Raw genomic sequence first — 24,674 nt, 5'->3', positions numbered from 1 at the left:
ATATGCGGGTGCTGGTGACCCGCGCCGAACCGGCGGCTTCGAAAACAGCAGCGCGCTTGCGCGATATGGGCCATTCCCCCCTGGTCATGCCGCTCGCACAAGCCGTGCGCGATGCGGAGGCTGCCCAGTATGCACTATCCGCAACTCCATCAGCGATTGCGGCCACCAGCGCGGAAGCCATGCGCACCGTTGCGGATATCCGCAGCCCAGAGACATCATGGAAGCAGACCACCGTCTTTGCCGTTGGAGAGGCGACAGCTGAAGCGGCCAGAAATGCCGGTTTCCAGACGGTGCTGATGTCGGGCGGAAACGGACGGGCGCTTGCAGACTTCATACATGCCCGACGCGCAAATTCCGGCGCTCCAGTCCTCTATCTGGCAGGAGAGCCACGCTCCGAGGGATTTGAGGCGCGAATGACCGAGTTGCACGCACCGGTCGAAACCTGCATTTGCTACAGGATGATCCCCGTTGAACCTTCTCAAGACATTCAAAGAAAGTTCCTGTCCGATACCCCACCAGATGTCATTCTTTTGTATTCGATCGAAAGTGTCAGGCGGCTTCTCGCTCTGCCCTTGTTGAAAGACAATTTAGGACTGCTGAAGACCACCCGTTTTCACTGTTTGAGCCAGAAAGTTGCAGACGCCTTGCCGGAACAATATGCTGCAAATACCGTTATTTGCGACGTGCCGGATGAGTCCAGTCTGCTCGGCACATTATAGTCCGTTGGACTCAAAATTGATCCAGGCCCTTTCCTTCGCCACGATCACTGTCTAACTTCATTGCACTGCAAGGAATGAGAGGTTGCCATGGCTCCGGGAAAACCGCCCCGTCGCACCAAATCGACAAACGAACCAGTGACCATTGATCTGGAAGCTGAACGTAGCGAAAAGGTCACCCATGACGAGGGCACGAAGCCTGAAGACATGACCGCTGACGAACCCGAGATGGCGTCGCCACAGGGAGACCCTGTTCAACCGGCTCCCGAACCAGACGCTGCGGAAGCGGAGACATCGGTAGAAGAGGCACCTCCCAAAGAGGACGTTTCACCGGCAACCTCGGATAATGAGGCACCGCGCGCTACACCAGCACACAAGGCACCTTCCACTTCTGGAATGGTGGCGGCAGGGATTATTGGTGGTCTGATTGCGCTCGCGGGCGCAGGCGCGCTGCAATATGGGGGCGTGCTGCCAGCCCTTGGCCCTGACAGGAGCACGCCTGCCGTAGACAGCGCACTGGCCAGTCAGCTCTCGTCGCTGGAGAAAAAGGTTGCCGATATTTCAAGTGCGCCAGCACAGGCAGCCGATACTAGCGCCCTCGATGCGCGGATCGCGGCACTGGAAACCGAGCTTCAGTCCGTAAAGCAAAATAGCACGACGGGTGTCGACAATGACCGTGTCGCATCGCTTGAGCAGCAAGTCAGCCAGACCAGCGAGACGATTGCTGCGCTCAAATCGGAACTGTCGAAGACAACCACGTCCCTGAACAGCGCAGAGACCCGTTTGGACGAACGCCTGACGGAAGCTGAACAAAAGATCGACAAGCCCCGGACCGACGTCGAGATGGCACGGGCCATCTCGGTTACAGCGCTCAAGTCAGCCATCGAGCGCGGAGGTCCATTCCTTGCCGAGCTCGACACTCTGGCAGGCATCGCACCGGATGATCCGTCTATCGAACAACTGAAACCTTATGCGGCGACAGGCATCGAATCGCGAGCGGAGCTCGTTCGAAAGTTCCCCGCCACCGCAGATGCGATTTTATCTGCCATTCATCAGCCGGATACATCGGGCGGACTGGGCGAGCGGTTGATGGCAAGCGCTCTCTCCGTCATCAAGGTGCGCCCTGTTGGCAATATCGAAGGCGAATCGCCAGAAGCCATTGTCGCTCGCATGGAAGACAAATTGCGCAATGGCGACCTCAAGGGCGCCGAGCTTGAATGGCAAAACCTGCCAGAAGCCGGGAAAACAGCATCGGCCGATTTTGCCGATGCATTGCAGGCGCGCGTGAAGGTAGAGGCAATCGTAAGCGAAGCCCTTTCGACGGCTATGCGCGGAAACGGTTGAGGGAACGAATATCATGATCAGACTTCTTGTCTTCGTTCTCATTATCCTTGGCCTCGCCGCAGGCTTCGCCTGGCTTGCAGATCGTCCGGGCGAACTGTCTATTTTGTGGGAAGGCCAGCTGATTGAGATGAGCCTGACCGCAGCCGTCACCCTGATCGTGGCAATCGTCGTCTCCGTCATGATCGTCTGGTGGCTGCTACGCTCCATCTGGAATTCCCCGCATTCCGTGCGTCGCTATTTCCGCGCCCGCACCCGTGATCGCGGCTATCAGTCGCTTTCGACCGGCTTGATTGCAGCGGGCGCAGGCAACGCAGCTCTGGCACACAAGATGAGTTCTCGCGCCCGTGGCCTTCTGCGCGCCGATCAGGAACCGTTGATCCTTGTCCTGGAGGCGCAGACGGCCTTGATCGAAGGCCGCCAGGATGATGCCCGACGAATGTTCCAGCAGATGGCTGACGATCCCGAGACCAGGGAACTGGGACTTCGTGGGCTCTATCTCGAGGCAACCCGACTTGGGGCCCATGAGGCGGCACGGCAATATGCCGAAACCGCAGCCGAGAACGCGCCCTATCTTCCCTGGGCCGCGAAGGCGACGCTTGAATATCGAAGCCAGTCCGGTCGTTGGGACGATGCCATTCGCCTTCTGGAACAGCAGAAGGTCGCGAATGTCTTGAAGAAGTCGGAAGCGGAGCGCCTGAAGGCTGTCTTGCTGACCGCAAAGGCAGAAGAGCAACTCGAGGGCGACCCGATCGCTGCGCGCGACAACGCCGTGCGCGCACTCAAACATGCCAAGGATCTCGTTCCGGCCGCCCTCGTTGCCGCCAAGGCCTATATGCGTGAAGACAATTTGCGCAAGGCAAGCAGCGTTCTCGAGCAAGTTTGGAAACTCTCTCCCCATCCAGACGTGGCTAAAGCCTATGTCCGTCTTCGCAGCGGCGACAGCGCAGCCGATCGCTTGAAGCGTGCTGAAAAATTGCAGGGCTATAAGCCCAACAATCCGGAATCGCTGATGATCGTCGCGGAAGCGGCTTTGGATACCACCGACTTTACCAAAGCCCGTGAAAAGGCCGAAGCCGTTGCGCGAATGGAGCCGAGCGAGCGGGTGTTCCTGTTGCTTGCCGACATTGAAGAGGCGGAAACCGGCGATCAGGGCCGCGTTCGCCACTGGATGGCCAATGCCCTTCGCGCTCCGCGGGATGCGACATGGGTTGCTGACGGTTATGTTTCCGACAAATGGCTACCGCTTTCACCGGTCAACGGTCGACTTGATGCGTTCGAGTGGAAAGTACCATTCGGCCAGTTGGCTGGACCACTGGAAGAAGGTGCTGCATCGCACGGCGAGCAAGCATTGCAGTCGCTGCCGCCGGTTTTGAAAGATCAGCCAGCCGAGGAAACAAAAGCCGAGACTTTTGCGGATCAGGTGCCGATGCCCGGCCCGGCACCGACAGAGAAAGCCGAGATCGCTACGAATGAGGCTAGTTCACCTCCCCCTGTCGAGGCCAAGGTTTCCGCAGACGCTGCGGACGGCGCAACCGAAGAAAAGGCAGCGCCAGAACCGTTCTTCGGTCGTCCACCTGATGATCCTGGGGTACGCGACCCGAACCGCAAACATGAAGACAACAAGACACGCCTGGGCTTGTTCTAGCATTGGAGTAAAAGGCGCATGTTTGATCGTCTTCAAGCCTTTTTCCAGACTCTAACCTCGGAAAAAGACGAACAGCCATTCGGCCACGGAGATCCTCGTGTGGCCGTAACCGCACTCTGCTTGCAAGTCATGGAAGCCGATGGCGTGGTGAGGGACTCTGAGAAAGCGAAGCTCAGACAGTTGCTGACGGAAAACTACACGCTAAGCAATCAGGAACTCAACGCGCTTTTGGACGCCGGACAGCGCGCCGAGAATGAGGCGATCGACTATTTCCGCTTCACATCTGATCTCAACAGGAAACTCGACGAAGAGCAGAAGAAGCACCTCATCGGCATTCTGTGGGACATCGTTTATGCCGACGGAGACCGCAGCGAGTTGGAGGATCACGTCGTCTGGCGGATCTCGGAGCTTCTGGGTGTTTCCAACCGCGAACATGTGATGGAGCGTCTGGACGCAGCATCACGGGCCGAACCTCCTGAAAAAGCGGGCTGAGGCCAAGCATCGCGACTCAGCGATCCTGTTCGATGACGGGGGCCTCCAGACTGTCGATTTGCCGCAGCTTGGGAAAGTTCCATGCCCATAGCGCACTGACGGCAATGGCACCCACCCCGCCGATCACAACGGCAGGCACAGCACCAATCATGGCGGCCATTGTCCCCGCACGAAACTCACCCAGCTCGTTCGATGCGCCGAGAAACACCATATTGACGGCATTCACGCGTCCACGCACCTCATCCGGCGTCCACAGCATGATCAACGTCTCGCGCACATAGACTGACAACATATCGGCACCGCCCACCAGCAGCAGCGCCAGCACCGATAACCAGGGACTCTCAGACAGTCCGAACAGGACGGTTCCCACGCCGAAGAGTGCCACGCCGACAAAGAGGATGATGCCGGCATGATGTCGGATCGGGTAGGTCGCCAGCACGATGGCCACCAGAATAGCCCCGACGCCCGGCGCTGCACGCAATAATCCAAGCCCCCATGGACCAAGTGCGAGAATGTCGCGCGCATAGACAGGCATAAGCGCAACCGCACCACCCAAGAGCACTGCGAACAAATCCAGCGAGATCGCACCCAGCACAATCTTCTCGCCCTTGATGAAATGAAAACCGGCAAGCACCGTGGCCCAGGATGTTGCCTTGGCAGCAGATCGCTGATGCGGTTTGTCGATCAACATGACCAGAAGCCCGGCGCCGCAAAACAATGCCAGCGCAATACCATAGGCCAGGCCTGCCCCGACACCATAAAGGAGACCACCCGCGACTGGACCAACGATCGCTGCGGTTTGCCAGGACGAGGAATTCCAGGCGACGGCATTGGCAAGATCCGTCTGAGGGACGAGATTTGGTGCGAGCGACTGGCTTGCCGGACCGAAAAAGGCACGGGCAACACCGAACGCCAGAAGCAACAGAAAGATCGGGAGCGGTGAGAACAGGCCCAACAGTGTGATGGCGAGAATCAATCCGGCGCAAATGGCTTCCAGCACCAGGCAGACAGCCATGATCATCCGACGATTATAGCGGTCGGCAACTGACCCGGTGACCAGCATCAGAAGCAGCAAGGGGAGAAACTGAACAAGCCCGATCAGGCCCAGATAGAGAGCGCTGCCCGTCTCGTCATACATTTGCCAGCCGACCGAGACGCTGACGATCTGGGTGGCGAAGGCCGCGAGGAAACGGGAGATGAAGAAATAGAGATAGGATTTATGACGGAATGCAGCAAATCGATCTGTCGAATCTAAAGCAGTCATTGGGCGACTTTCTATCGGGCATTGAGCCGCAGTATCTCTGGTCCACTGCGTTAAACATGATTTGTGTTCGTCATGCGCCCGCCACTTGCTCGTTTAGGTCCCAATGTCTACATGTCTGTCAACTGAGAAATGGAGATCTATATGCTAGCGCTGTTTCAGACGATTGACCTCGCTTTGAACCTTTACACATGGCTGCTGATCGCCAGCGCCATCTTTTCATGGCTCTATGCGTTCAACGTCATCAATTCCAGCAACCGTTTCGTCAGCTCGATCGGAAGCTTTCTTTACAACGTGACCGAACCGGCACTTCGCCCGATCCGCCGCATTCTTCCGGATCTGGGGGGCATCGACATTTCGCCCATCATCCTGCTTCTGATCATCTTCTTCCTGCGCTCCTTCATGTGGAACACGCTGTTTCCCATGGTCGCGTGAGCACCCCCTTCCAGGTATTTGACGATCATCTTCGTCTGGCTGTGCGGCTCACTCCGAATGGAAGCCGCGACAGTCTGGAAAATATAGAAGTGAATGCGGCAGGCGAAGCCTATCTCAAGGCACGGGTAACAGCCGTGCCGGAGAAGGGTAAGGCCAACAAGGCACTGATTGTGCTTCTGGCCAAACGTCTTGCCGTCCCCAAATCCAGCATTGCGGTAATTTCTGGCGAAACCGCCAGACAAAAAATCCTCCGGATCGATGGCGACCCGGAGGATTTGCTTGAAAAGCTAATGGCTCTTACAGCCAGTTAGCCTTCATTCTTGTAACGCTCAATGGCTTCGACAATCAGCTTCTTGGCCACATTGACGTCCTGCCAGCCGGAAATCTTCACCCATTTTCCGGGCTCCAGATCCTTGTAGTGCTCGAAAAAGTGCTCAATCTGCTTGAGCGTGATCTCGGGCAGGTCCGTATAGTTGTCGACCTTGTCATAGCGGCGAGTCAGCTTTGGAACGGGAACCGCAAGGATCTTCTCGTCCTTGCCGCCATCGTCTTCCATGATCATGACACCGATCGGACGAACCTTGATCACACAGCCGGGAATCAATGGACGGGTGTTGCAAATCAGGACGTCAGTCGGGTCACCATCTTCAGACAATGTATGTGGAATGAAGCCGTAATTGCCCGGATAGGTCATCGGCGTATAGAGGAAACGGTCAACGACAAGCGCGCCGGCTTCCTTGTCCATTTCATACTTGATCGGGTGACCACCGACCGGGACCTCGACGATGACGTTCACGTCTTCCGGCGGATTGTCGCCGATCGATATAGCATCAATGCGCATGTTACTCCCCATGGCTGGCTGAAAGTGTCGGGTTTCGATACTGAGTTTCCTTTTGCAATGCAACAGAGCATTACGCATAGGCATCAAGCGCCGACACTTGCGGTTACCAGATCAGCCCGGAAAACAACGAGCCCGTCAGACGCACAATGTCATAAAATGAGAATATCCGGAGATTTGAAAAGGCGCCAAACCAGCCGCAGGTTTGACCGACACAAGCATTCACTTCCAGATGAAGCCGAGCTTCTTGAGCCGAACATCATCGAAATCCTCGACGCCTTCAACCGCATCAACTCCGCCATTGGAGCGGAAAAAACCTGCGGAATTATCACAGTCGTCCAGACACCAGACAACCAGGCCTGAGCAGCGCAACGAGTGCAGGAGCTTCCGCGCCTCACCGAACAACTGGTATCCAAGGCCGATACCCTGGTATTCAGGCCGCATATAAATCTCGTAGATTTCGCCTTCCTGAGGCAGCGCCCTGGCGCGGTTAAGCCCGAGAGTTGCATAACCTGCGACTGTTCCTGCGACATCCGCCACAAGAACGGTTGAGGGGCCACGAATGGCTTTGTTCCACCAGACTTCCCCACGCCGTTCAATCATCTTCCTCAAGGGGCTATGAGGAATGATACCCGCATACGTGTGCTGCCAGGAAGCCCGGTGGGCTTCAGATATCGAACGAGCATCACTAGGCTCGGCCGGTCGCACATCGATCGACAACGTCTTCATAACGCCACTCTTGTCCCCCCGGCACAAAGGCGCGCCTTGCTCGGGAATAATTGCATCGGACTTCGAGGCAAACTTAACGCTTTTTTAATGATGGCTGCAAGCCCGTGACAGGCCCGTCCACACGCAAAAGCCCCGACGGTTAGGCCGGGGCTCGGATTTTCATTCAGCAGGCGAAAAGATCAGGCCTGTGCGGCTGCTTTGGACTTGCCGAAACGCTTGCGATCATTTGCGTCGAGATAGAACTTGCGCAGACGGATCGACTTTGGCGTCACTTCCATCAACTCGTCATCCTGAATCCAGGACAGCGCGCGGTCTAGCGTCATGCGGATCGGCGGGGTCAGCTTGACTGCTTCGTCCTTACCGGCGGAGCGGATGTTGGTCAGCTGCTTGCCCTTGAGAAGGTTCACTTCCAGATCGTTGTCACGCGAGTGGATGCCCACGATCATGCCCATGTAAACCTTGTCGCCTGGCTCGATGATCATCGGGCCGCGATCTTCTAGGTTGAACATGGCGTATGCCACGGCTTCACCCGCCTGGTTGGACAGAAGCACGCCGTTGCTACGACCGCCGATCTCGCCCTTGAACGGCTGGTAGCTGTGGAACAGACGGTTCATGATGGCGGTACCGCGGGTATCCGTCAGCAGTTCCGACTGGTAACCGATCAGACCACGTGTCGGAGCATGGAACACCAGACGCACGCGATTGCCGCCGGACGGACGAAGTTCGGTCATTTCCGCCTTGCGCTCAGACATCTTCTGAACGACCACGCCGGAATGCTCTTCATCGACGTCGATCACCACTTCTTCGATCGGCTCCATCAGCTGACCAGTGGTCTCGTCATTGTGCATCACAACGCGAGGACGCGAAACGGCAAGCTCGAAGCCTTCGCGACGCATGGTCTCGATGAGAACGGCCAGCTGCAATTCGCCGCGGCCGGATACGTAGAAGGAATCCTTGCCCTCGGATTCTTCGATCTTGAGCGCAACATTGCCCTCAGCTTCCTTCAACAGGCGATCGCGGATAACGCGGCTTGTGACCTTGTCGCCTTCGGTGCCGGCAAGCGGCGAATCGTTGACGAGGAAGGACATGGTCACAGTCGGCGGATCGATTGGCTGAGCGGTCAGCGCCTGCGTCACAGATGGGTCGCAGAACGTATCGGCAACCGTACCCTTGGACAGGCCCGCGATAGCAACGATGTCGCCAGCATGAGCCACGTCGATCGCCGTACGCTCGATACCACGGAAAGCGAGGATCTTGGAAATACGGCCCTGCTCGACAACCTTGCCGTCCTGACCCAGGACCTTTACGGCCTGGTTCGACTTGATTGATCCGGAGTGAATGCGACCCGTGATGATACGGCCGAGGAACGGATCGGCTTCGAGCAACGTACCGATCATGCGGAATGCGCCATCTTCGTCGCCGACGCTCGGCTCAGGAACATGCTTGAGAACGAGATCAAGCAAAGGACCAAGACCGTCTTCCTTCGGGCCTTCCGGATTGACGTTCATCCAACCATCGCGACCGGAACCGTACAGGATCGGAAAGTCGAGCTGTTCATCAGTCGCGTCAAGATTCGCGAAAAGGTCGAAGACTTCGTTGATAACTTCTTCGTGGCGGCCATCCGGGCGGTCGATCTTGTTGATCGCAACGATCGGGCGAAGACCGACCTTCAGGGCCTTGCCGACCACGAACTTGGTCTGCGGCATTGGGCCTTCCGAGGAATCGACCAGAACGATGGCGCCATCCACCATCGACAGAATGCGCTCAACCTCGCCGCCGAAGTCGGCGTGACCGGGGGTGTCAACGATGTTGACGCGAACACCCTTCCACTCAACCGAAGTCGCCTTGGCGAGAATGGTGATGCCGCGTTCTTTTTCGAGATCGTTCGAATCCATGACGCGTGTGTCGACGCGCTGGTTTTCGCGGAAAGAGCCGGACTGTTTCAGTAGCTCGTCGACGAGTGTGGTCTTGCCATGGTCGACGTGTGCAATAATCGCGATATTGCGTAAGGACATGATCAATTTCTCTGATGCTGTAGCGCCGGGTGCGGGACACCCTGGAATATGGCGCCAAGTTACGTTGGCGCGCTCTTACAGGTTTTTTTGCGTTTGCGAAAGGGGCAAACAGCCGGAAGCGTCGAAGCTTCCGGCCTTAGGGTAAACAAGGGTAGCCTGAAAGACGGCAATCTTCCGTCTTGGAAAAGGGTCAGGCGCGACCTCGTGGGGATAGACATGATGCGAACCATGACCGTGGTTTCGATTTATCGGTCACAGCAAGCGGTCAGGCAGCCAGTCCCTTCTTGACCAGCATGGCATCGGGCGTCGGCAGCCGGCCACGGAAGTTCTTGTAAGCCTCTTCCGGATCAATCGAGCCGCCAACCGAATAGATATTATCTTTCAGTCTCTGCGCCATGGCCGGATCAAACGCATTGCCAGTTTCCTCGAATGCCGCAAAGGCGTCGGCATCCAGGACTTCAGACCACATGTAGGAATAATACCCCGCAGAATAGCCGTCTCCGGCAAAAACGTGCTGGAAGTGTGGCGTCGCATGGCGCATCACCAAGGACTTGGGCAACCCGATCTTCTCGAGGACCTGCCCCTGGAAAGCCAGAGGATCATCGACAGCACCTTGCGTGTGGAAGGCCATGTCGACCAGTGCCGAAGAGGTAAATTCGACCGTTGCAAAACCGGCATTGAATGTGCGCGACGCCAGAACTTTGTTGAGCAGCGCTTCAGGCATGACCTCGCCAGTCTTGTAATGCACGGCATACTTTTTGAGAATTTCCGGCACCGTCAGCCAATGCTCGTAAAGCTGCGATGGCAACTCGACGAAGTCGCGGGAAACCCCGGTTCCGGAAACAGACGGATAAGTGACATCCGAAAGCATGCCATGAAGCGCATGACCGAATTCGTGGAATAGCGTACGCGCATCGTCAAGCGACAGCAATGCAGGTTTGCCGCTTTCAGGCTTGGCGAAATTGCAGACGTTGTAGATGATGGGAATTTCACCGACTGTCCCGTTTTTCAGCGTCAGACGATGTTGCGACTGGAATGAACTCATCCAGGCACCGGACCGCTTCGAGGAACGGGCGAAATAGTCTCCCATGAACAAGGCAATCACCTTGTCATCATCATCCCTGATTTCGAAAACCCGCACATCGGGGTGATAGGCAGGCGCGTCCTCGAGAGGAACAGCCTTGATGCCAAACAGCCGACCGGCGACGTCAAAACATGCGTCTATGATCTTCTCGAGCTGAAAATAGGGCTTCAACTCGGCTTCGGAGAAGTCAAATTTCTGCGTCCGAAGCTTTTCCGCGTAATGACGCCAATCCCAGGGCATGACATCATGGTTCTTACCCTCGGCCGCGATGAGTTCGGCAAGTTGTGCTTCTTCCGATCGCGCCTGCACAACAGCCTTTTCCCACACGGTCATCAGAAGATCATTCACCGCATCTGGCGTTTTCGCCATGGTGTTGTCGAGTTTGAGAGCGGCAAAGTTCTCGTAGCCGAGCAAGCCTGCCTTCTCCGCGCGCAGCGCCAGCGTGTCCTTGACGATTTCGCGGTTATCCGTATTCCCGCCATTGATTCCACGGGCAATCCAGGCCTTGAAGGCCTGCTCACGCAGATCCCTTCTTTCGGAAAAAGTGAGGAACGGCTCAATCACAGATCGCGACAGGGTAACGGCATAACCGCAAGCGAGACCCCGTTCCCGAGCCGCAGATGCCATGGCGCCACGAACAAAATCAGGCAGGCCCGCAAGCTCGCTCTCGTCATTCAGAGGCAATGCCCAGGTCTTTTCATCGGTGAGCACATTCTGTCCAAACTGCGCCCCAAGACCGGCAAGTTTCTCATTGATGCCGGCAAGGCGTTCCTGCTGCTCGCGCGGCAATTTGGCACCGGCCTTCACAAAACCCTTCCAATGTCGCTCGAGCACTCGCATCTGCTCACTCGTCAAACCAAGACTGTCGCGCCCTTCCCAAAGGGCATCGATGCGCCCAAACAGCGCGGCATTCATGCCAATCTTGGAGTAATGCCGTGAAAGCTTCGGCGCGATTTCGCGCTCCAGCGCCTGGATCGCCTCATTTGTATGTGCACCGGCACGATTGAAAAACACCGCACACACTCTGGAAAGGCCATCGCCCGCCATTTCCAGCGCCTCAATGGTATTGGAAAAACTGGCAGGCTCCGCATTATCGGCAATAGCATCGATCTCTTCGGCGTGTTCAGCCAGCATGGCGTCGAAAGCAGGCGCGAAATCCTCATCTCCGACAGCATCGAAACGCGGCAGTCCGCCCGTTCCATTCCAGTCGATCAGTGCAGTGTTAATCGAAGACCTCGCAGACATGCTCTTTCCTTATTCTTTGGCTTTCGCCTGATATGTTCGCAGCATCAAGGTAGTGTCACCGCTGGCGCACCGCAATCATCGATACCCACGAAAGTACGGGGATAACAGGCCACAAGAAGAAAATGGCCATTCTTTGGAATTGACGCCCTTCGGGGACGAGTATTAGCTAATTTTGAATTAATGATATCTCAGGTGAGTTCCATGGAAATCAACTCCATTCGCTTTGCAGGTGCGCTGTTCAACGGCAATACCAGCCGGGAAAGCCGTGACCAGTCGGTTCAAACACCGTTCATGCAAAAACCGCGGACAGAGATATTCGCCGAGCACTTGGCGAAAGTGGAAAGCGCATCCTGGACGCCGTCGCCAAGGGAATTGCGCGATCAGGCCTTGACCAGCTTTGAAGCTGGCCTGATCGATCAGGATACCTACCAACTGCTTGCCTCCGAACTTCCGCTCGAGGCAATCGACGTTCAAGGACGGGTGATCGATCTGTCGACCGTCACCGACGAGACGCCGTTCGACTTTGGCGAATATTACCGAAGCCAGATGACGATTGCCCAGACCATTGGAGACGACAGCAGCGTTGAGCGCCTCAAAGCAGCCGTCGCATTCTTCGAAGCCTGACTCGCGAAAATACTGACGATCCAGTGCTGATCTGCCAGTTCGCATCCACAAAAAAGCCGCCGCACTGACGCGCGACAGCCCTGTCTTGGTCAGGATTTTTTCCGGGTTTTACCGGTCGCGCTTGGCAAGGGTGCGAAGACGAAGTGCATTGAGCTTGATAAAGCCTGCCGCATCCTTCTGGTCATAGGCGCCCTGATCGTCTTCGAACGTTACCAACTGATCGGAATAGAGCGACTTTGCGCTTTCACGCCCGGTCACGATCACATTGCCCTTGTAAAGCTTGAGAGTAACCTCGCCCTCGACATTCTTCTGGCTGAGATCGATGGCGGCCTGCAGCATTTCACGCTCCGGTGAGAACCAGAAGCCGTAATAGATGAGTTCCGCATAACGCGGCATCAACTCGTCCTTGAGATGGGCTGCACCCCGGTCAAGCGTGATGGATTCGATGGCGCGGTGCGCCGTGAGCAGAATGGTGCCGCCGGGAGTTTCGTAAACACCGCGCGATTTCATGCCGACGAAACGGTTTTCCACGAGGTCAAGACGGCCGATGCCGTTGTCGCGGCCATAATCGTTGAGCTTGGCGAGCAAGGTTGCTGGCGACAAACGCTCTCCATTGATCGAAACGGCATCGCCCTTTTCGAACCCAACCTTGATGACCGTCGGCTTGTCGGGAGCGGCTTCCGGGGAGATCGTGCGCATGTGTACGTATTCTGGCGCTTCCTGCGCAGGATCTTCCAGAACCTTGCCCTCGGACGAGGAGTGCAGAAGATTGGCATCCACGGAGAAAGGAGCCTCGCCCTTCTTGTCCTTGGCAACAGGAATCTGGTTCTTTTCCGCGAAGTCCAGAAGATCCGTGCGACTCTTGAATGCCCAGTCGCGCCAAGGGGCGATGATCTTGATATCTGGGTTCAGCGCATAGGCAGAAAGCTCGAAACGAACCTGGTCGTTGCCCTTGCCGGTCGCGCCATGCGCGATGGCATCGGCGCCCGTCTTCTTGGCAATCTCGATCAGATGCTTGGAAATCAGCGGACGCGCGATAGACGTGCCCAGCAGATAGACGCCTTCATAGACGGCATTGGCGCGGAACATCGGGAAAACAAAGTCGCGGACGAATTCTTCGCGGACATCCTCAATGAAGATCTCCTTGATGCCCATCATCTCGGCCTTCTTGCGTGCCGGCTCCAGTTCTTCGCCCTGGCCGAGGTCGGCGGTGAAGGTAACCACTTCCGCTCCGAGTTCGGTCTGCAGCCACTTGAGGATGATCGAGGTGTCGAGACCGCCGGAATAGGCGAGGACGACTTTCTTCACGTCTTTGATGGGAGCCATGCTGATGTCCATTCGCGTCTGATGGCGGTCATACCGCCTGAATTTTTGATCGGCGGCACTTTTAGCGAGATTATCGGGCGACGCAAGGGCAGGCGGGGTATTCGAAACGTCTGCAAGTCCGCAACAAACCACCGCTTCCGCAATTTGACCCGCATCAGACAGGACCCTATGTCATGAGGACCAACAAGAATGGAGCAACCTCATGTCCGCTTTTCAATCCGTATTCTCATCCGGCAAGCTTGCGGTCATCACCGGCGGCGCTTCCGGCATCGGCCTCGCGGCGGCAAAAGCCTGCGCTGCAAAGGGCATGAATGTCGTCATTGCAGACCTCGGCGAGGAACGGTTGGCTAAGGCCATCTCAATAATTTCCCAAACCGCAGGCACAAGCACACAGGCGTCCGCCATTGCAACAGACGTTGCCGACCTGTCATCGCTGGAGACACTACGCAACAGTGTCGCAGCCGATTTCGGCCCCGTGCATTTTCTCATGAACAATGCCGGTATCCAGCCCGGAAGCAGTCTCTTCGGCGCACAGGAGCACTGGGATCGCATCATAGCCGTCAATCTCATGGGTATCGTCAACGGCAGCCGTATGTTTGGCCCCGGCATGATTGCCCATGGAGAGGATGCCATCATCGTCAATACCGGCTCCAAACAGGGCATCACCACGCCCCCGGGCGATCCCGCCTATAATGTCGCCAAGGCAGGGGTCAAAGCCTTCACCGAGGCCTTACAGCACGATCTGCGCAACACAGCGGAGTGCAAGGTCACTGCACACCTTCTCATACCGGGCTTTGTCTTTACGGAATTGACGGCCAACGGCCGGACTGAGAAGCCAGCCGCAGCCTGGACACCAGAACAGACCATCGAATTCATGCTGAACGGTCTCGCGAGAGAAGAATTCTACATCCTCTGCCCGGATAACGATGTCGACCGCCGGACTGACGAACTGAGAATGCAGTGGTCCATTGGCGACATTGTCGAGAACCGCCCTCCCCTGTCGCGCTGGCATCCGGATTACGCAGACACCTTCAAGACATGGTTGGCAAGCCAGCGGAACTGATTGGCAGCGATCGCAAAGCAGGTTAGGAAAGGGCAACACGTTTTTCAGATGAGCTGACGATGACCTTCCTGCCGAGCCTTGCGACTTTTTTGACCTTCAGCCTCGCGATTTTCCTGCTCGCCATCACGCCCGGCCCTGACATGACCCTATGGATCAGCCGCTCGTTGCGTGACGGTCGCACCATCGGCATGATGGCGCTGCTCGGCACTCAACTTGGCATAACCGTCCACACGCTTCTCGTGGCTTTCGGCATCTCTGCCCTCATCGTCGCTTCGCCAGCGGCTTTCTTCGTTCTGAAGACCGGCGGCGCCGCTTATCTGCTGTGGCTGGCGGTACAGGCCGTGCGCCATGGCTCCAATTTCGTCTTGAAGGCTGGTGGGAAGCAGGAAGCCTCGCTCACGCACGCTTTCATCAACGGGCTCTGGGTTAACCTTCTCAACCCGAAGGTCATCATCTTTTTCATGACCTTTCTTCCCCAATTCGTCAGCGCATCGGATCCACATGTCACCGGCAAGCTGATCTTTCTGGGGCTTTGGTCAATCGTTCTGGCCTTTCCCTTGGGCGTGGCCATTGTACTTGGCGCCGACCTAGTGTCGGTCTGGCTACAGGCCAACCGCAAGGTGCTGCGTGCCATCGATTACGTATTCGCAAGCGTGTTTTCGATCTTCGCGGTCAAGATCTTCCTGACCCAGGCTAAGTGATAGAGAAACGCTTTAATGCCCCTTGAAGCTGAGACCTTTCAGGCCTCAGTCTTCGCCGTGGCCCGCAATCATCATCGCTTCAAAAGCCATTCGATCGGTTTTCTTCATGCGCTCAGACTCGGACTTGAGCTGCCCGCAGGCCGCCAGAATATCACGTCCACGTGGCGTGCGGATTGGCGACGCATAGCCAGCCTGATTGATAAAATCGGCAAATTTTTCGATCTGCTCCCAGTCCGAACACTGATAATTGGTGCCAGGCCATGGGTTGAATGGAATGAGGTTGATCTTCGCCGGAACGCCCTTCAGGAGTTTCACCAAATCGCGCGCATCCTGCAGGCTGTCATTGACATCCTTCAGCATCACATATTCGAACGTGATGCGGCGCGCATTCGATACGCCGGGGTAATTGCGGCACGCCTCGATCAATTCCTTCAGCGGATAGCGCTTGTTGATGGGCACCAGAATATCGCGAAGATCGTCACGCACCGCATGAAGTGAAATCGCCAGCATGACGCCGATCTCGTCGCCGGTACGGTAGATTTCCGGTACAACACCCGATGTTGACAGCGTGATCCGGCGCTTGGACAGAGAAAGCCCATCGCCATCGGATGCGATCAGCAGGGCTTTCTTCACTTCTTCGAAATTGTAGAGCGGCTCACCCATTCCCATCATCACCACATTGGTGATCTTGCGGTCGCTGGATGGCACCATCGAGCCCTGCGGTACATCGCGATCCGGGAAATCGCCGAGACGATCGCGCGCGAGAAGCAACTGTGACAGAATCTCTTCTGCTGTCAGATTACGAACAAGGCGCTGCGTACCCGTGTGGCAAAAGGAGCAGGTCAGCGTGCAACCGACCTGACTCGAGACACACAAAGTGCCGCGACCCGCTTCCGGGATATAAACGGTCTCGACCTCGACAGGCCGACCAGCACCGCGTGGCGGAAACCGCAACAACCATTTGCGGGTGCCGTCGTTAGACACCTGTTCTTCGACAATTTCCGGACGAGCAATGGTAAAATGCGCCCTCAACGTCGAGCGTAGATCTTTTGAGACATTCGCCATATCGTCAAAATCGGAGACACCGCGAACATAAAGCCAATTCCACAACTGGCTGACGCGCATCTTGACCTGACGGTCAGGCACGCCAACGCCGCGCAGCATCGCGGCCATTTCCTCACGGTCGACACCGATCAGGTTTGGCATTTCCGCTGAAGCCGAGCGGGGTTTGGCCGAAGGCCTGGCCTGCTCCATCGCGATATCGATTGATACCATTGTATTGACCTCTTCCACGAAAACCGGTGTCTCCGCACAAAGGCGAAGTCAAACCAGATCCAAAATACAGAAAATGCGACGCGCCGTATGCTTCAAGCTCTGGCAATGCGTTTGGCGGGCCGTTTAGCATCAAAATGCCTGCCCGTCATCCCCCCGTCATTCCCGTCGACCAAACAAAGAACGCTGCCGCCAGTCCTGGACCGGCGGCAGCGTCATCATTTTCAATCGCCCGAAGCGCGAAAGAGCTTACTTGCAGCTCTCGATTTTTTTCAGAGCCGCCGAAATGCCGGACAGTGAATAAGAATAGGAGGTCTTTGTTCCTCGTGCCGATTCAGCCTTTACGGTCATGCTACGACCGGACTTCATCGCCGCCACAAGCGCTGGCTCTTCAGCCGCATTTTCGACCCAAGCCGCCTTGTCCTTGGTGAACATGACGAAGTTTCGTCCGTCCACATCCACATTCACTTTCGATGTCGTCTTGAGCGGATACCCCATCATGGCCTGAGGCTCATAAGAGATGTTCTGTCCGGGGCGCTGCGATACGATAAAGAAGATATCGCCATGGTCGACATTCGCCGGTTCCTTCGCCGTCGGGACGGAAAGGACATAGCAGACCGTGCCGCCATTCGACTTGTAGGAATAGGCGCCCCATGCCTTGAACTGCTCAATCCTGGTTGGCGATTGCGCGGTCGCTACACCAGCGCCTGCCAGCATGATAGCGAGTGCGGTTGCTGCGGTACGTCTTACAAACATGTTTTCCTGCCGGTTGCTTTCTCGTCCGTTATCGGGGTGCGAATGCGCGGACCTTTCATCATCAAAACCTTATTCAGGTTAGCTTAAGCTTGGTTACCAAACCGTCAATGAACAGCACGTGAATGTATCATATGAGGGAAAAAGCCAATTTCTGATGTTGATTTCCGCCTGGGGGGCGGCGCCGCATCTCTCAACCCGTTCGAATTGCGATGCAAATAGAAGAAATCAGGCAAGAGTTTGACCCCTTGCCCAATTGCTGCGATTTCATCAGTTCACAGGGGCTTCTTCGGCAAGCGCCCGATCGGCCGCCATATAGTGCCCTTCGTGGATATGGCCACGGACGAGCGCTAGTGCTGCGCTCAGCACCGCGATGTCATCTGTAAACCCGACAAGCGCAAACATATCCGGCACCACGTCGAACGGCAGCACGAAATAACCCAGAGCCGCGAGAAGAATACCCCTTACCCGCAACGGCGTGTTGGGATCGGTCGCACAATAGAAGGATGCAACGAGATCCCGGCTGAAGGGGATCAGACGCACGGCTTTCTTGAAGGTTGGCCAGAACTTCGCCCTGACCTGCCGTTCTTGCCTCTCCCGCTTGTCCTCATCGCCGGGAAGCAGAATCTCACCAATCTTGACGTCGTCCATTTCGCAACTCCCAAGTTTGTATTGAAAGATGGTATTTTCCATCTGGAAATTCAATCTGTGACGCGTCGATTTGCGATGCGATTGATCGCAGAGGCAAGCTCGAAATCCAACGTTGTCAGTGCTTTGACTGCATGCGTTGTAAGGCGTATATCAACCCTTGAATAGCTGTTGAACCAATCAGGATGATGATTGAGCTTCTCGGCAACCAGGGCGCATTCCGCCATGAAACCAAACGCCTCGGCAAAGCTCGAAAACGAGATGCTTCGGGAAATGGCATCGCCAGCATCCGCGCACGCCCAACCCGGAATGTCAGCCAATCTCGCTTTCATCTGTGAAGCATCGACCCTTTCATACTTCATTATCGTTCTCCGGCATCGACACCTGAAAGGATAACATGCAAGCAGCACCAGTCCTATTCGTCTGCCTCGGCAACATCTGCAGATCGCCGCTCGCAGAAGGCATATTCCGTCACCTTAGCGAAGAGGCGGGGCTCACTGAGCGCTATCCGGCAGATTCAGCCGGAACAGGAAGCTGGCATGCCGGCGGCTCCCCGGATCCTCGATCAATAGCAATTGCCCGCCAGAATGGTATCAATATCGAAAACCAGAAGGCGCGCCAGGTCACATCACACGACTTCGAGCGATTTGCATTGATCCTTGCGATGGACCGCAACAACCTCGAAAATCTTCGCCGGCAGGCGTCAACGAACTGCCGCAACAAAATCCACCTGTTTGCCGACTTCGCCTTGGGCACACAGAAAGACGTCCCCGATCCCTATTACGGCGGCGAGGATGGCTTCAAGCAGGTTTACAACATGCTCTTTTCAGGCTGCAGTTCATTGCTGGCAAAGCTGGAAGCCAGATAACGCTCGCGAAGCGGAAAGACTTCCTCTGTCAGATAAGGCCCGCCACCGACCGATTCACGCGATGACAGCAGGACAAATCTCGGCGCGACAAAAGGAAGCGCAAAGAAATTTCCACGCGCAGACAGATAATGCACTACATCATCCACACGCGCTGACCTCAGACGCGCCAAGGTAACATGCGGCATGAACTTGCGGGGATCCGGAGGCAAACCAATGCGTTGGCAGATGCGCTCGATCTCGGACTGAAGGGCATAAATCTCTGGCGAGGCATTGACCCCGGCCCAGATCGAATGCGGCTTCTTGGAGCCGAAGGACCCGATGCCGTTTAAGGAAAGCTCAAATTCCGGCCTGTCTATACGGTCCAGACGGTCAACGATTTCGTCAGCCGTGCGCCCGTCGACATCTCCAATGAAACGCAATGTGATGTGGTAGTTTTCCACGTCGATCCAACGTGCGCCAGGAAGGCCACCCCGCAACAATGATAGGCTCATCGCCGCATTGCGCGGGATCTCGAGGGCAGTGAACAATCTCGGCATGAGAGCTCCCCGAATCTATTGCAGATGCTACAGCGAATCATGCAAGCGCTTCATCCGCAAGCGCTTATTTTTCTCCACCCAAGATCTTTGATACAAATTGCTCGACGGTCGGCAACATCTGTTGAACGACGACACCTACACCATCCGTATTGGGATGCATGCCGTCCTCGAGCTGTAAATTTGGGTGACCGACCACGCCCTCGAGAATGAAGGGGTAATAGGCCAAGTCGTATTTATCCGCGAGCTGCCGATAGATCGGATTGAAGCGCTCTGCATAATCTCCACCCATATTGGGTGGAGCGATCATCCCGACCAGCAGGACCGGAATATTGCGGTCTTTCAGCTTGACGATCATTGCTTCAAGATTTTTCTCGGTTTGCTGGGGAGCGATGCCGCGAAGCGCATCATTGGCGCCAAGCTCGAGGATGACGCCATCCGTGCCGTCGGGAACGGACCAGTCAATACGGGCAAGACCGCCAGAACTGGTATCTCCAGAAACACCCGCATTGGCAACCGAGACCGAAACACCCTTTGACCGCAATGCTGCTTCCAATTGATTGGGCAAAGCATCGTCGGTCGGCAACTGGTATCCAGCCATCAGGCTGTCACCAAAACCCACCAGCTTCAGGCTGCTTTCCTGCGCTGATGCTGACGCCGTGACGAAGAACATCGCGATCACAATTGCGAGCACGGGGGAAACGACTGCTTTAAATCTCATCGATGCCTTCCTAGATTGGTCGAGACGATGGCGCAGACATGCGCTGCGGCCACTATGCTTAGATATAGGAAGACCGAGCGTGATAGAAACCATCATCGAACTGAAGAAGGCTGATCTGACCCTCGGAACTGCAGCTGCCAAGGTCCATGTTCTCAAAAATATCGATCTGAAGGTTGCCAAAGGCGAGGCAGTGGGCATCGTCGGCCCCTCCGGCTCCGGAAAATCGACACTTCTGATGGTTCTGGCAGGGCTTGAGCGCATAGACACCGGTGAAATCCACGTGAATGGCAACCCGCTTCATCAGCTAAGCGAAGACGCTCTTGCTGAATTCCGCGGTCGCAATATCGGCATTGTCTTCCAGTCATTTCATCTGATTGCCAACATGACAGCGCTGGAAAATGTGGCACTTCCTCTCGAACTCGCCAATCAAAGCAACGCTTTCGACCTGGCTCGCAAAGAGCTGGAAGCTGTCGGATTGGGTAATCGGCTTGATCATTATCCAGGCCAGCTATCGGGGGGTGAGCAGCAGCGTGTTGCCATCGCGCGCGCGCTCGCTCCATCACCAGTTCTGCTGATTGCCGACGAGCCAACCGGCAATCTGGATACTGAAACCGGGCGGCAGATCGCTGACCTGCTGTTCGCAAAACAGGCCGAACGTAGCATGACGCTCGTAGTGGTCACCCACGATCCAAGCCTTGCCGCCCGCTGCACCCGGCAGGTGCGCGTGCATTCCGGCGAACTGGATGCAAGCGACGGCGCGCGGGCCACTGCCGCGGAAGTACAGCCGGCATGAAGCGTCTTTTCTCGCTTGCCCCTGTCGCCATCCGGATTGCCTTGCGTGAACTGCGCGGTGGCTTGAGCGGATTTTACATTTTCCTCGCCTGTATAGCACTCGGAACAGGCGCAATTGCCGCTGTTAACTCTGTCGCTTCGACAATTACCGCATCGATTGCATCTCAAGGGCAATCGCTGCTCGCTGGCGATGTGCGCTTCGAACTCAATAACCGAGAAGCCAATAGTGAGGAAATGTCTTTTCTCGAAGGTTTGGGCACGGTCGCGAAATCGACAGGGTTGCGCTCCATGGCGCGCCTGGCCGATGGCAGCGATCAGTCACTGGTCGAGATAAAGGCGGTCGACGACGCCTATCCACTTTATGGAGAGGTGAAGACCGAACCGACGGTGCCGCTGCAATCTCTGTTGAAGGCTGACGGGAGTGTCTACGGAGCAGTCGCAGCCCCGCTCCTGCTGGATCGTCTAGGCATCAAGCCAGGGGATGAAATTCTGGTCGGCAACGCCCGGCTCAAGATTTCAGCCAGCCTCTTGTCCGAACCGGACGCCCTATCAGATGGCTTTGGCTTTGCCCCGCGCTTGCTCATGGGCCCAGAAGCACTTGCAGCAACGGGCCTGGTTCAGACCGGCAGCCTCGTGGAGCACAGCTACAAAATCCGCCTCGCCGATCCTGCCGCCGAATTGGCTGGCATCCGGGATACCGCGCAAAAGGCGTTTCCAAATGCCGGCTGGTCGATCCGCACCAGCGACCGAGCAGCGCCATCGCTCACTGAAAACGTGATTCGGTTTTCGCAGTTCCTGACGCTTGTCGGCCTGACCGCACTCATCGTCGGTGGCGTGGGTGTTGCAAATGCCGTTCGCGCCTTCCTCGACAGCAAGCGGCCCGTTATCGCAACGCTGAAAAGCCTGGGTGCGCCAGCGGCATCCGTTGTGCTCGTCTACCTTGTCCAGATTTCGCTGATTGCGATCATCGGTATTTTACTTGGTCTAGTGCTGGGGGCCGCGGCACCGTTGATTGCCATGCAATATCTGAAAGACGTCATCCCGATTTCAGATACTCCCCTTCTCCATCCCGCAGCGCTCGGGATTGCAGCCCTCTTCGGACTCCTGACAACACTTGCCTTTGCAATTTTGCCGCTTGGACACGCGCGGGAAGTGCCCGCCACCGCACTCTTCCGCGAACAGGGCTTCGAAACCCGCAAACTCCCCTCCTGGCCTTACTTGATCAGCGCTGCCCTTGCCTTGATCGCCTTGGCTAGCCTGGCAATCTTCACCGCGGAAGATCGACGGATTGCACTGATATTCCTTGGTGCGATGGCCGTTGTCTTCGTCATTCTGCGGGTCGTTGCAATTGTCATTACCTATCTCGCCAGCCGCAGCCCAAGAGTATCTTCCGCGACGCTCCGCCTTGCAATCGGCAATATTCATCGCCCGGGCGCACTGACGTCATCCGTTATCCTGTCGCTCGGGCTCGGTCTGTCATTGCTGGTCACAATTGCATTAATCGATGGAAACCTGAGACGAGAACTGACGGCAAATCTGCCGGAACGTGCCCCCAATTTCTTTTTCATCGATATTCAGGGCAATGAACTGGACGGTTTTCGCAATACGGTTCGCGAGATTGCACCTCGGGGGGAACTGGTCGAGGTTCCCATGCTGCGGGGTCGGATCCTGTCCTTCAACGGACAGGACGTGGCGAGAATGAAGGTGCCCCCGGAAGGGCGCTGGGTACTGCGCGGCGACCGCGGCATTACCTATTCCAAAAACCTGCCTGAAAATGCGACGCTGACCGAAGGCGATTGGTGGCCCGAAGATTATACGGGTGAGAATCTCGTTTCTTTCTCCGACGGTGAGGCCCAGGAGCTTGGCCTCAAACTCGGCGACACGGTCACGATCAACGTGCTCGGTCGAAATATAACGGCGAAGATCGCCAACTTTCGCAAGGTCGAATGGGAGTCGCTATCGATCAACTTCGTCATGGTCTTCTCACCGAATACCTTTGCCGGTGCGCCTCACGCCTGGCTTGCCACCCTGACGGAGCCCGACGCCAGCGCTGCCGACGAGGCGAGGATTTTGCGGGCCGTGACCAACCGCTTCCCGTCGATCACAAGCGTGCGCGTCAAGGACGCCCTCGACACCATCAACGCGCTCGTCGGACAGTTGGCCACTGCTATTCGCGCAGCAGCTTCCGTCGCCTTGATTTCGTCGGTCCTTGTGCTTGCGGGTGCTCTTGCGGCCGGTAACCGCGCACGCGCCCATGATGCGGTGATCTTCAAGACGGTCGGCGCAACGCGCGCCATGCTCATCCGCGCCTTTACCTACGAATATCTATTGCTGGGCCTGGCCACCGCGGTCTTTGCACTACTAGCCGGCGGCAGTGCAGCCTGGTTCGTGATCGAACGTATTATGACACTGCCATCAGTCTTCCTGCCGGGAGTAGCGGTCTCAACCTTGCTGATCGCGGTCGTGACAACTATCGTCATCGGACTGGTCGGCACTTGGAGGATACTAGGACAAAAGGCCGCGCCTATGCTCCGGGAGCTATAAATCAAGGGTTCCGCACCTCAAAAACAATCGCTTGGTGTTAACCCCTTTTCTTTCCTCGCGAAATTTTGACCAAAGCGCTCTTGTTTGCTCGGGCGCCGCATATCATATTGATAACAGGCATGCTGGAGCTTCGCAGCGGCGCCTGGGGGACTACTCCCGACACCGTTTTCAATTCGAAGCTTAAAAAGAGGAAACAATGTCTGATATCCGTAATTATCAGAACCGCGTAGCAGGTGGCGCCGCTTCTTCGACCATGGTCGATGAAGGTCTTCGCGCCTATATGCTCAAGGTTTACAATCTGATGGCATTGGGTTTGGCGATCACAGGCGTGGCCGCTTACCTTTCGTTCCAGTTCGCGTTTGCGAACGGACAATTGACCGCATTCGGTCAGGCTATCTACATGAGCCCGCTGCGTTGGGTGGTGATTTTAGCACCGATCGCAATGGTGTTCTTCCTGAGCTTCCGCATTAACAAGATGAGCGTTTCTGCGGCGCAGACCACATTCTGGGTCTATGCGGCGCTGATGGGACTTTCACTTTCGTCGATCTTCCTGATCTATACAGGTCAGAGCATCGTCCAGACATTCTTTGTCACGGCCGCATCCTTCGGTGCGCTGTCGCTCTATGGTTACACGACAAAGCGTGACCTGTCGGCGATGGGTTCGTTCATGGTCATGGGCCTTTTCGGTCTGATCATTGCCTCGGTGGTCAATCTGTTCCTGGCGTCTTCCGCTTTGGATTTCGCTATCTCGGCGCTTGGCGTTTTGATCTTTGCCGGTCTGACAGCTTGGGATACCCAGCGCATCAAGGAATCCTACTACGAAGCCGATGGCTCGGAAGTCGCTGGCCGCAAGGCAATCATGGGCGCACTGCAGCTTTACCTCGACTTCGTAAACCTGTTCCTGTTCCTTCTGCGTTTCCTCGGAAACCGCAACTAAACGAACAGACAGACATCGCTGCATACGCGATTATAGAGACAGTGCCATTAAGGCCCGTAGTTTGCTACGGGCCTTATGTTTTTTAAAG

The 24,674-nt window shown here is 56.3% G+C and carries 25 protein-coding genes; 13 read left to right on the top strand and 12 right to left on the bottom strand.

The features are described 5' to 3' along the window. The first annotated feature begins 2 nt into the window (after window positions 1-2). From ACQQ2Q_RS16355 to ACQQ2Q_RS16340, 4 genes are all read left to right on the top strand, one after another. Window positions 3-719 (top strand): uroporphyrinogen-III synthase, encoded by a 717-nt coding sequence (locus ACQQ2Q_RS16355; RefSeq protein ID WP_428188172.1) that lies wholly within the window; start codon window positions 3-5, stop codon window positions 717-719. A gap of 87 nt (window positions 720-806) precedes the next feature. Beyond that, a complete protein-coding gene (locus ACQQ2Q_RS16350; protein WP_428188171.1) occupies window positions 807-2,060 on the top strand; it encodes a COG4223 family protein in 1,254 nt (417 codons plus the stop codon). 10 nt (window positions 2,061-2,070) lie between these two features. Beyond that, window positions 2,071-3,705 carry a heme biosynthesis HemY N-terminal domain-containing protein gene (locus tag ACQQ2Q_RS16345; protein ID WP_428188316.1) on the top strand — a complete coding sequence of 545 codons (1,635 nt, stop codon included), beginning with the start codon at window positions 2,071-2,073 and terminating at the stop codon, window positions 3,703-3,705. Between the two features lie 18 nt (window positions 3,706-3,723). Further along, the gene (locus ACQQ2Q_RS16340) at window positions 3,724-4,197 is read left to right on the top strand and encodes a TerB family tellurite resistance protein (protein WP_428188170.1); all 474 of its coding nucleotides are present in this window, start codon (window positions 3,724-3,726) and stop codon (window positions 4,195-4,197) included. 16 nt (window positions 4,198-4,213) lie between these two features. Here the strand turns inward: ACQQ2Q_RS16340 and ACQQ2Q_RS16335 are convergent, their stop codons facing one another. Further along, entirely contained in the window at window positions 4,214-5,461 is a 1,248-nt protein-coding gene (locus ACQQ2Q_RS16335) for an MFS transporter (RefSeq protein ID WP_428188169.1), read from the bottom strand. 141 nt (window positions 5,462-5,602) lie between these two features. Here ACQQ2Q_RS16335 and ACQQ2Q_RS16330 point away from each other — a divergent pair, with 141 nt between their 5' ends. Continuing rightward, window positions 5,603-5,893: a YggT family protein gene (locus tag ACQQ2Q_RS16330; RefSeq protein WP_428188168.1), complete on the top strand. Its 291-nt coding sequence runs from the start codon at window positions 5,603-5,605 to the stop codon at window positions 5,891-5,893. Beyond that, entirely contained in the window at window positions 5,890-6,204 is a 315-nt protein-coding gene (locus tag ACQQ2Q_RS16325; RefSeq protein WP_428188167.1) for a DUF167 domain-containing protein, read from the top strand. The genes ACQQ2Q_RS16330 and ACQQ2Q_RS16325 overlap by 4 nt, the downstream gene beginning before the upstream one ends. Here ACQQ2Q_RS16325 and ppa read toward each other — a convergent pair. The 4 genes from ppa to ACQQ2Q_RS16305 form a co-directional block, all read right to left on the bottom strand. Further along, on the bottom strand, window positions 6,201-6,734 hold the full coding sequence (ppa, locus tag ACQQ2Q_RS16320) for an inorganic diphosphatase (protein ID WP_428188166.1): 534 nt from the start codon (window positions 6,732-6,734) through the stop codon (window positions 6,201-6,203). The genes ACQQ2Q_RS16325 and ppa overlap by 4 nt on opposite strands. Window positions 6,735-6,953: 219 nt before the next feature. Next, window positions 6,954-7,460: an N-acetyltransferase family protein gene (locus ACQQ2Q_RS16315; RefSeq protein ID WP_428188165.1), complete on the bottom strand. Its 507-nt coding sequence runs from the start codon at window positions 7,458-7,460 to the stop codon at window positions 6,954-6,956. Between the two features lie 179 nt (window positions 7,461-7,639). Beyond that, window positions 7,640-9,475 (bottom strand): translational GTPase TypA, encoded by a 1,836-nt coding sequence (gene typA / locus ACQQ2Q_RS16310; RefSeq protein WP_428188164.1) that lies wholly within the window; start codon window positions 9,473-9,475, stop codon window positions 7,640-7,642. 265 nt (window positions 9,476-9,740) lie between these two features. Then, complete coding sequence (locus tag ACQQ2Q_RS16305; RefSeq protein ID WP_428188163.1) at window positions 9,741-11,804, bottom strand: M3 family metallopeptidase; 2,064 nt, start codon at window positions 11,802-11,804, stop codon at window positions 9,741-9,743. A 201-nt stretch (window positions 11,805-12,005) separates the two neighbouring features. On the opposite strand from ACQQ2Q_RS16305, the gene ACQQ2Q_RS16300 reads away from it, so the two are divergent. Beyond that, complete coding sequence (locus ACQQ2Q_RS16300; RefSeq protein ID WP_428188162.1) at window positions 12,006-12,428, top strand: hypothetical protein; 423 nt, start codon at window positions 12,006-12,008, stop codon at window positions 12,426-12,428. A gap of 108 nt (window positions 12,429-12,536) precedes the next feature. Here the strand turns inward: ACQQ2Q_RS16300 and ACQQ2Q_RS16295 are convergent, their stop codons facing one another. Continuing rightward, window positions 12,537-13,754 carry an argininosuccinate synthase gene (locus ACQQ2Q_RS16295; RefSeq protein WP_428188161.1) on the bottom strand — a complete coding sequence of 406 codons (1,218 nt, stop codon included), beginning with the start codon at window positions 13,752-13,754 and terminating at the stop codon, window positions 12,537-12,539. A 202-nt stretch (window positions 13,755-13,956) separates the two neighbouring features. On the opposite strand from ACQQ2Q_RS16295, the gene ACQQ2Q_RS16290 reads away from it, so the two are divergent. Together ACQQ2Q_RS16290 and ACQQ2Q_RS16285 are read left to right on the top strand one after the other, a co-directional pair. Then, a complete protein-coding gene (locus ACQQ2Q_RS16290) occupies window positions 13,957-14,817 on the top strand; it encodes an SDR family NAD(P)-dependent oxidoreductase (RefSeq protein WP_428188160.1) in 861 nt (286 codons plus the stop codon). Between the two features lie 59 nt (window positions 14,818-14,876). Beyond that, the gene (locus ACQQ2Q_RS16285) at window positions 14,877-15,518 is read left to right on the top strand and encodes a LysE family translocator (RefSeq protein ID WP_428188159.1); all 642 of its coding nucleotides are present in this window, start codon (window positions 14,877-14,879) and stop codon (window positions 15,516-15,518) included. Between the two features lie 45 nt (window positions 15,519-15,563). On the opposite strand, the gene rlmN is transcribed toward ACQQ2Q_RS16285, so the two are convergent. From rlmN to ACQQ2Q_RS16265, 4 genes are all read right to left on the bottom strand, one after another. Beyond that, window positions 15,564-16,772, bottom strand: coding sequence for a 23S rRNA (adenine(2503)-C(2))-methyltransferase RlmN (gene rlmN / locus ACQQ2Q_RS16280; protein WP_428188315.1), 1,209 nt, complete (start codon window positions 16,770-16,772; stop codon window positions 15,564-15,566). 267 nt (window positions 16,773-17,039) lie between these two features. Then, window positions 17,040-17,546, bottom strand: coding sequence for an invasion associated locus B family protein (locus ACQQ2Q_RS16275; protein WP_428188158.1), 507 nt, complete (start codon window positions 17,544-17,546; stop codon window positions 17,040-17,042). Between the two features lie 267 nt (window positions 17,547-17,813). Beyond that, window positions 17,814-18,194: a YkvA family protein gene (locus ACQQ2Q_RS16270; protein ID WP_428188157.1), complete on the bottom strand. Its 381-nt coding sequence runs from the start codon at window positions 18,192-18,194 to the stop codon at window positions 17,814-17,816. Between the two features lie 50 nt (window positions 18,195-18,244). Beyond that, window positions 18,245-18,553 (bottom strand): 4a-hydroxytetrahydrobiopterin dehydratase, encoded by a 309-nt coding sequence (locus tag ACQQ2Q_RS16265; protein ID WP_428188156.1) that lies wholly within the window; start codon window positions 18,551-18,553, stop codon window positions 18,245-18,247. A gap of 35 nt (window positions 18,554-18,588) precedes the next feature. Here ACQQ2Q_RS16265 and ACQQ2Q_RS16260 point away from each other — a divergent pair, with 35 nt between their 5' ends. Next, a complete protein-coding gene (locus tag ACQQ2Q_RS16260; protein WP_428188155.1) occupies window positions 18,589-19,059 on the top strand; it encodes a low molecular weight protein-tyrosine-phosphatase in 471 nt (156 codons plus the stop codon). On the opposite strand, the gene thpR is transcribed toward ACQQ2Q_RS16260, so the two are convergent. Next, window positions 19,002-19,595 (bottom strand): RNA 2',3'-cyclic phosphodiesterase, encoded by a 594-nt coding sequence (gene thpR / locus ACQQ2Q_RS16255; RefSeq protein ID WP_428188154.1) that lies wholly within the window; start codon window positions 19,593-19,595, stop codon window positions 19,002-19,004. The two genes, ACQQ2Q_RS16260 and thpR, sit on opposite strands and share 58 nt — an antisense overlap. Before the next feature lie 64 nt (window positions 19,596-19,659). After that, a complete protein-coding gene (locus tag ACQQ2Q_RS16250; protein ID WP_428188153.1) occupies window positions 19,660-20,313 on the bottom strand; it encodes an arylesterase in 654 nt (217 codons plus the stop codon). Between the two features lie 79 nt (window positions 20,314-20,392). Between ACQQ2Q_RS16250 and ACQQ2Q_RS16245 the strand changes: the two genes are divergently transcribed. The 3 genes from ACQQ2Q_RS16245 to ACQQ2Q_RS16235 all read left to right on the top strand — a co-directional run bounded on the left by ACQQ2Q_RS16245 (window position 20,393) and on the right by ACQQ2Q_RS16235 (window position 24,586). Continuing rightward, a complete protein-coding gene (locus tag ACQQ2Q_RS16245) occupies window positions 20,393-21,106 on the top strand; it encodes an ABC transporter ATP-binding protein (RefSeq protein ID WP_428188152.1) in 714 nt (237 codons plus the stop codon). Then, window positions 21,103-23,649: an ABC transporter permease gene (locus ACQQ2Q_RS16240; protein ID WP_428188151.1), complete on the top strand. Its 2,547-nt coding sequence runs from the start codon at window positions 21,103-21,105 to the stop codon at window positions 23,647-23,649. The genes ACQQ2Q_RS16245 and ACQQ2Q_RS16240 overlap by 4 nt, the downstream gene beginning before the upstream one ends. Before the next feature lie 196 nt (window positions 23,650-23,845). Continuing rightward, window positions 23,846-24,586, top strand: a complete 741-nt coding sequence (locus ACQQ2Q_RS16235) for a Bax inhibitor-1/YccA family protein (protein ID WP_428188150.1) — start codon at window positions 23,846-23,848, stop codon at window positions 24,584-24,586. The last annotated feature ends 88 nt before the right edge of the window (window positions 24,587-24,674 follow it).

This window comes from Agrobacterium sp. ES01, from assembly GCF_050320885.1.
In the GTDB taxonomy this organism is placed as follows: Bacteria; Pseudomonadota; Alphaproteobacteria; order Rhizobiales; family Rhizobiaceae; genus Allorhizobium.
The sequence above is the reverse complement of the archived record's forward strand: the minus strand, read 5'-3'. Positions and strand labels throughout refer to the sequence as shown.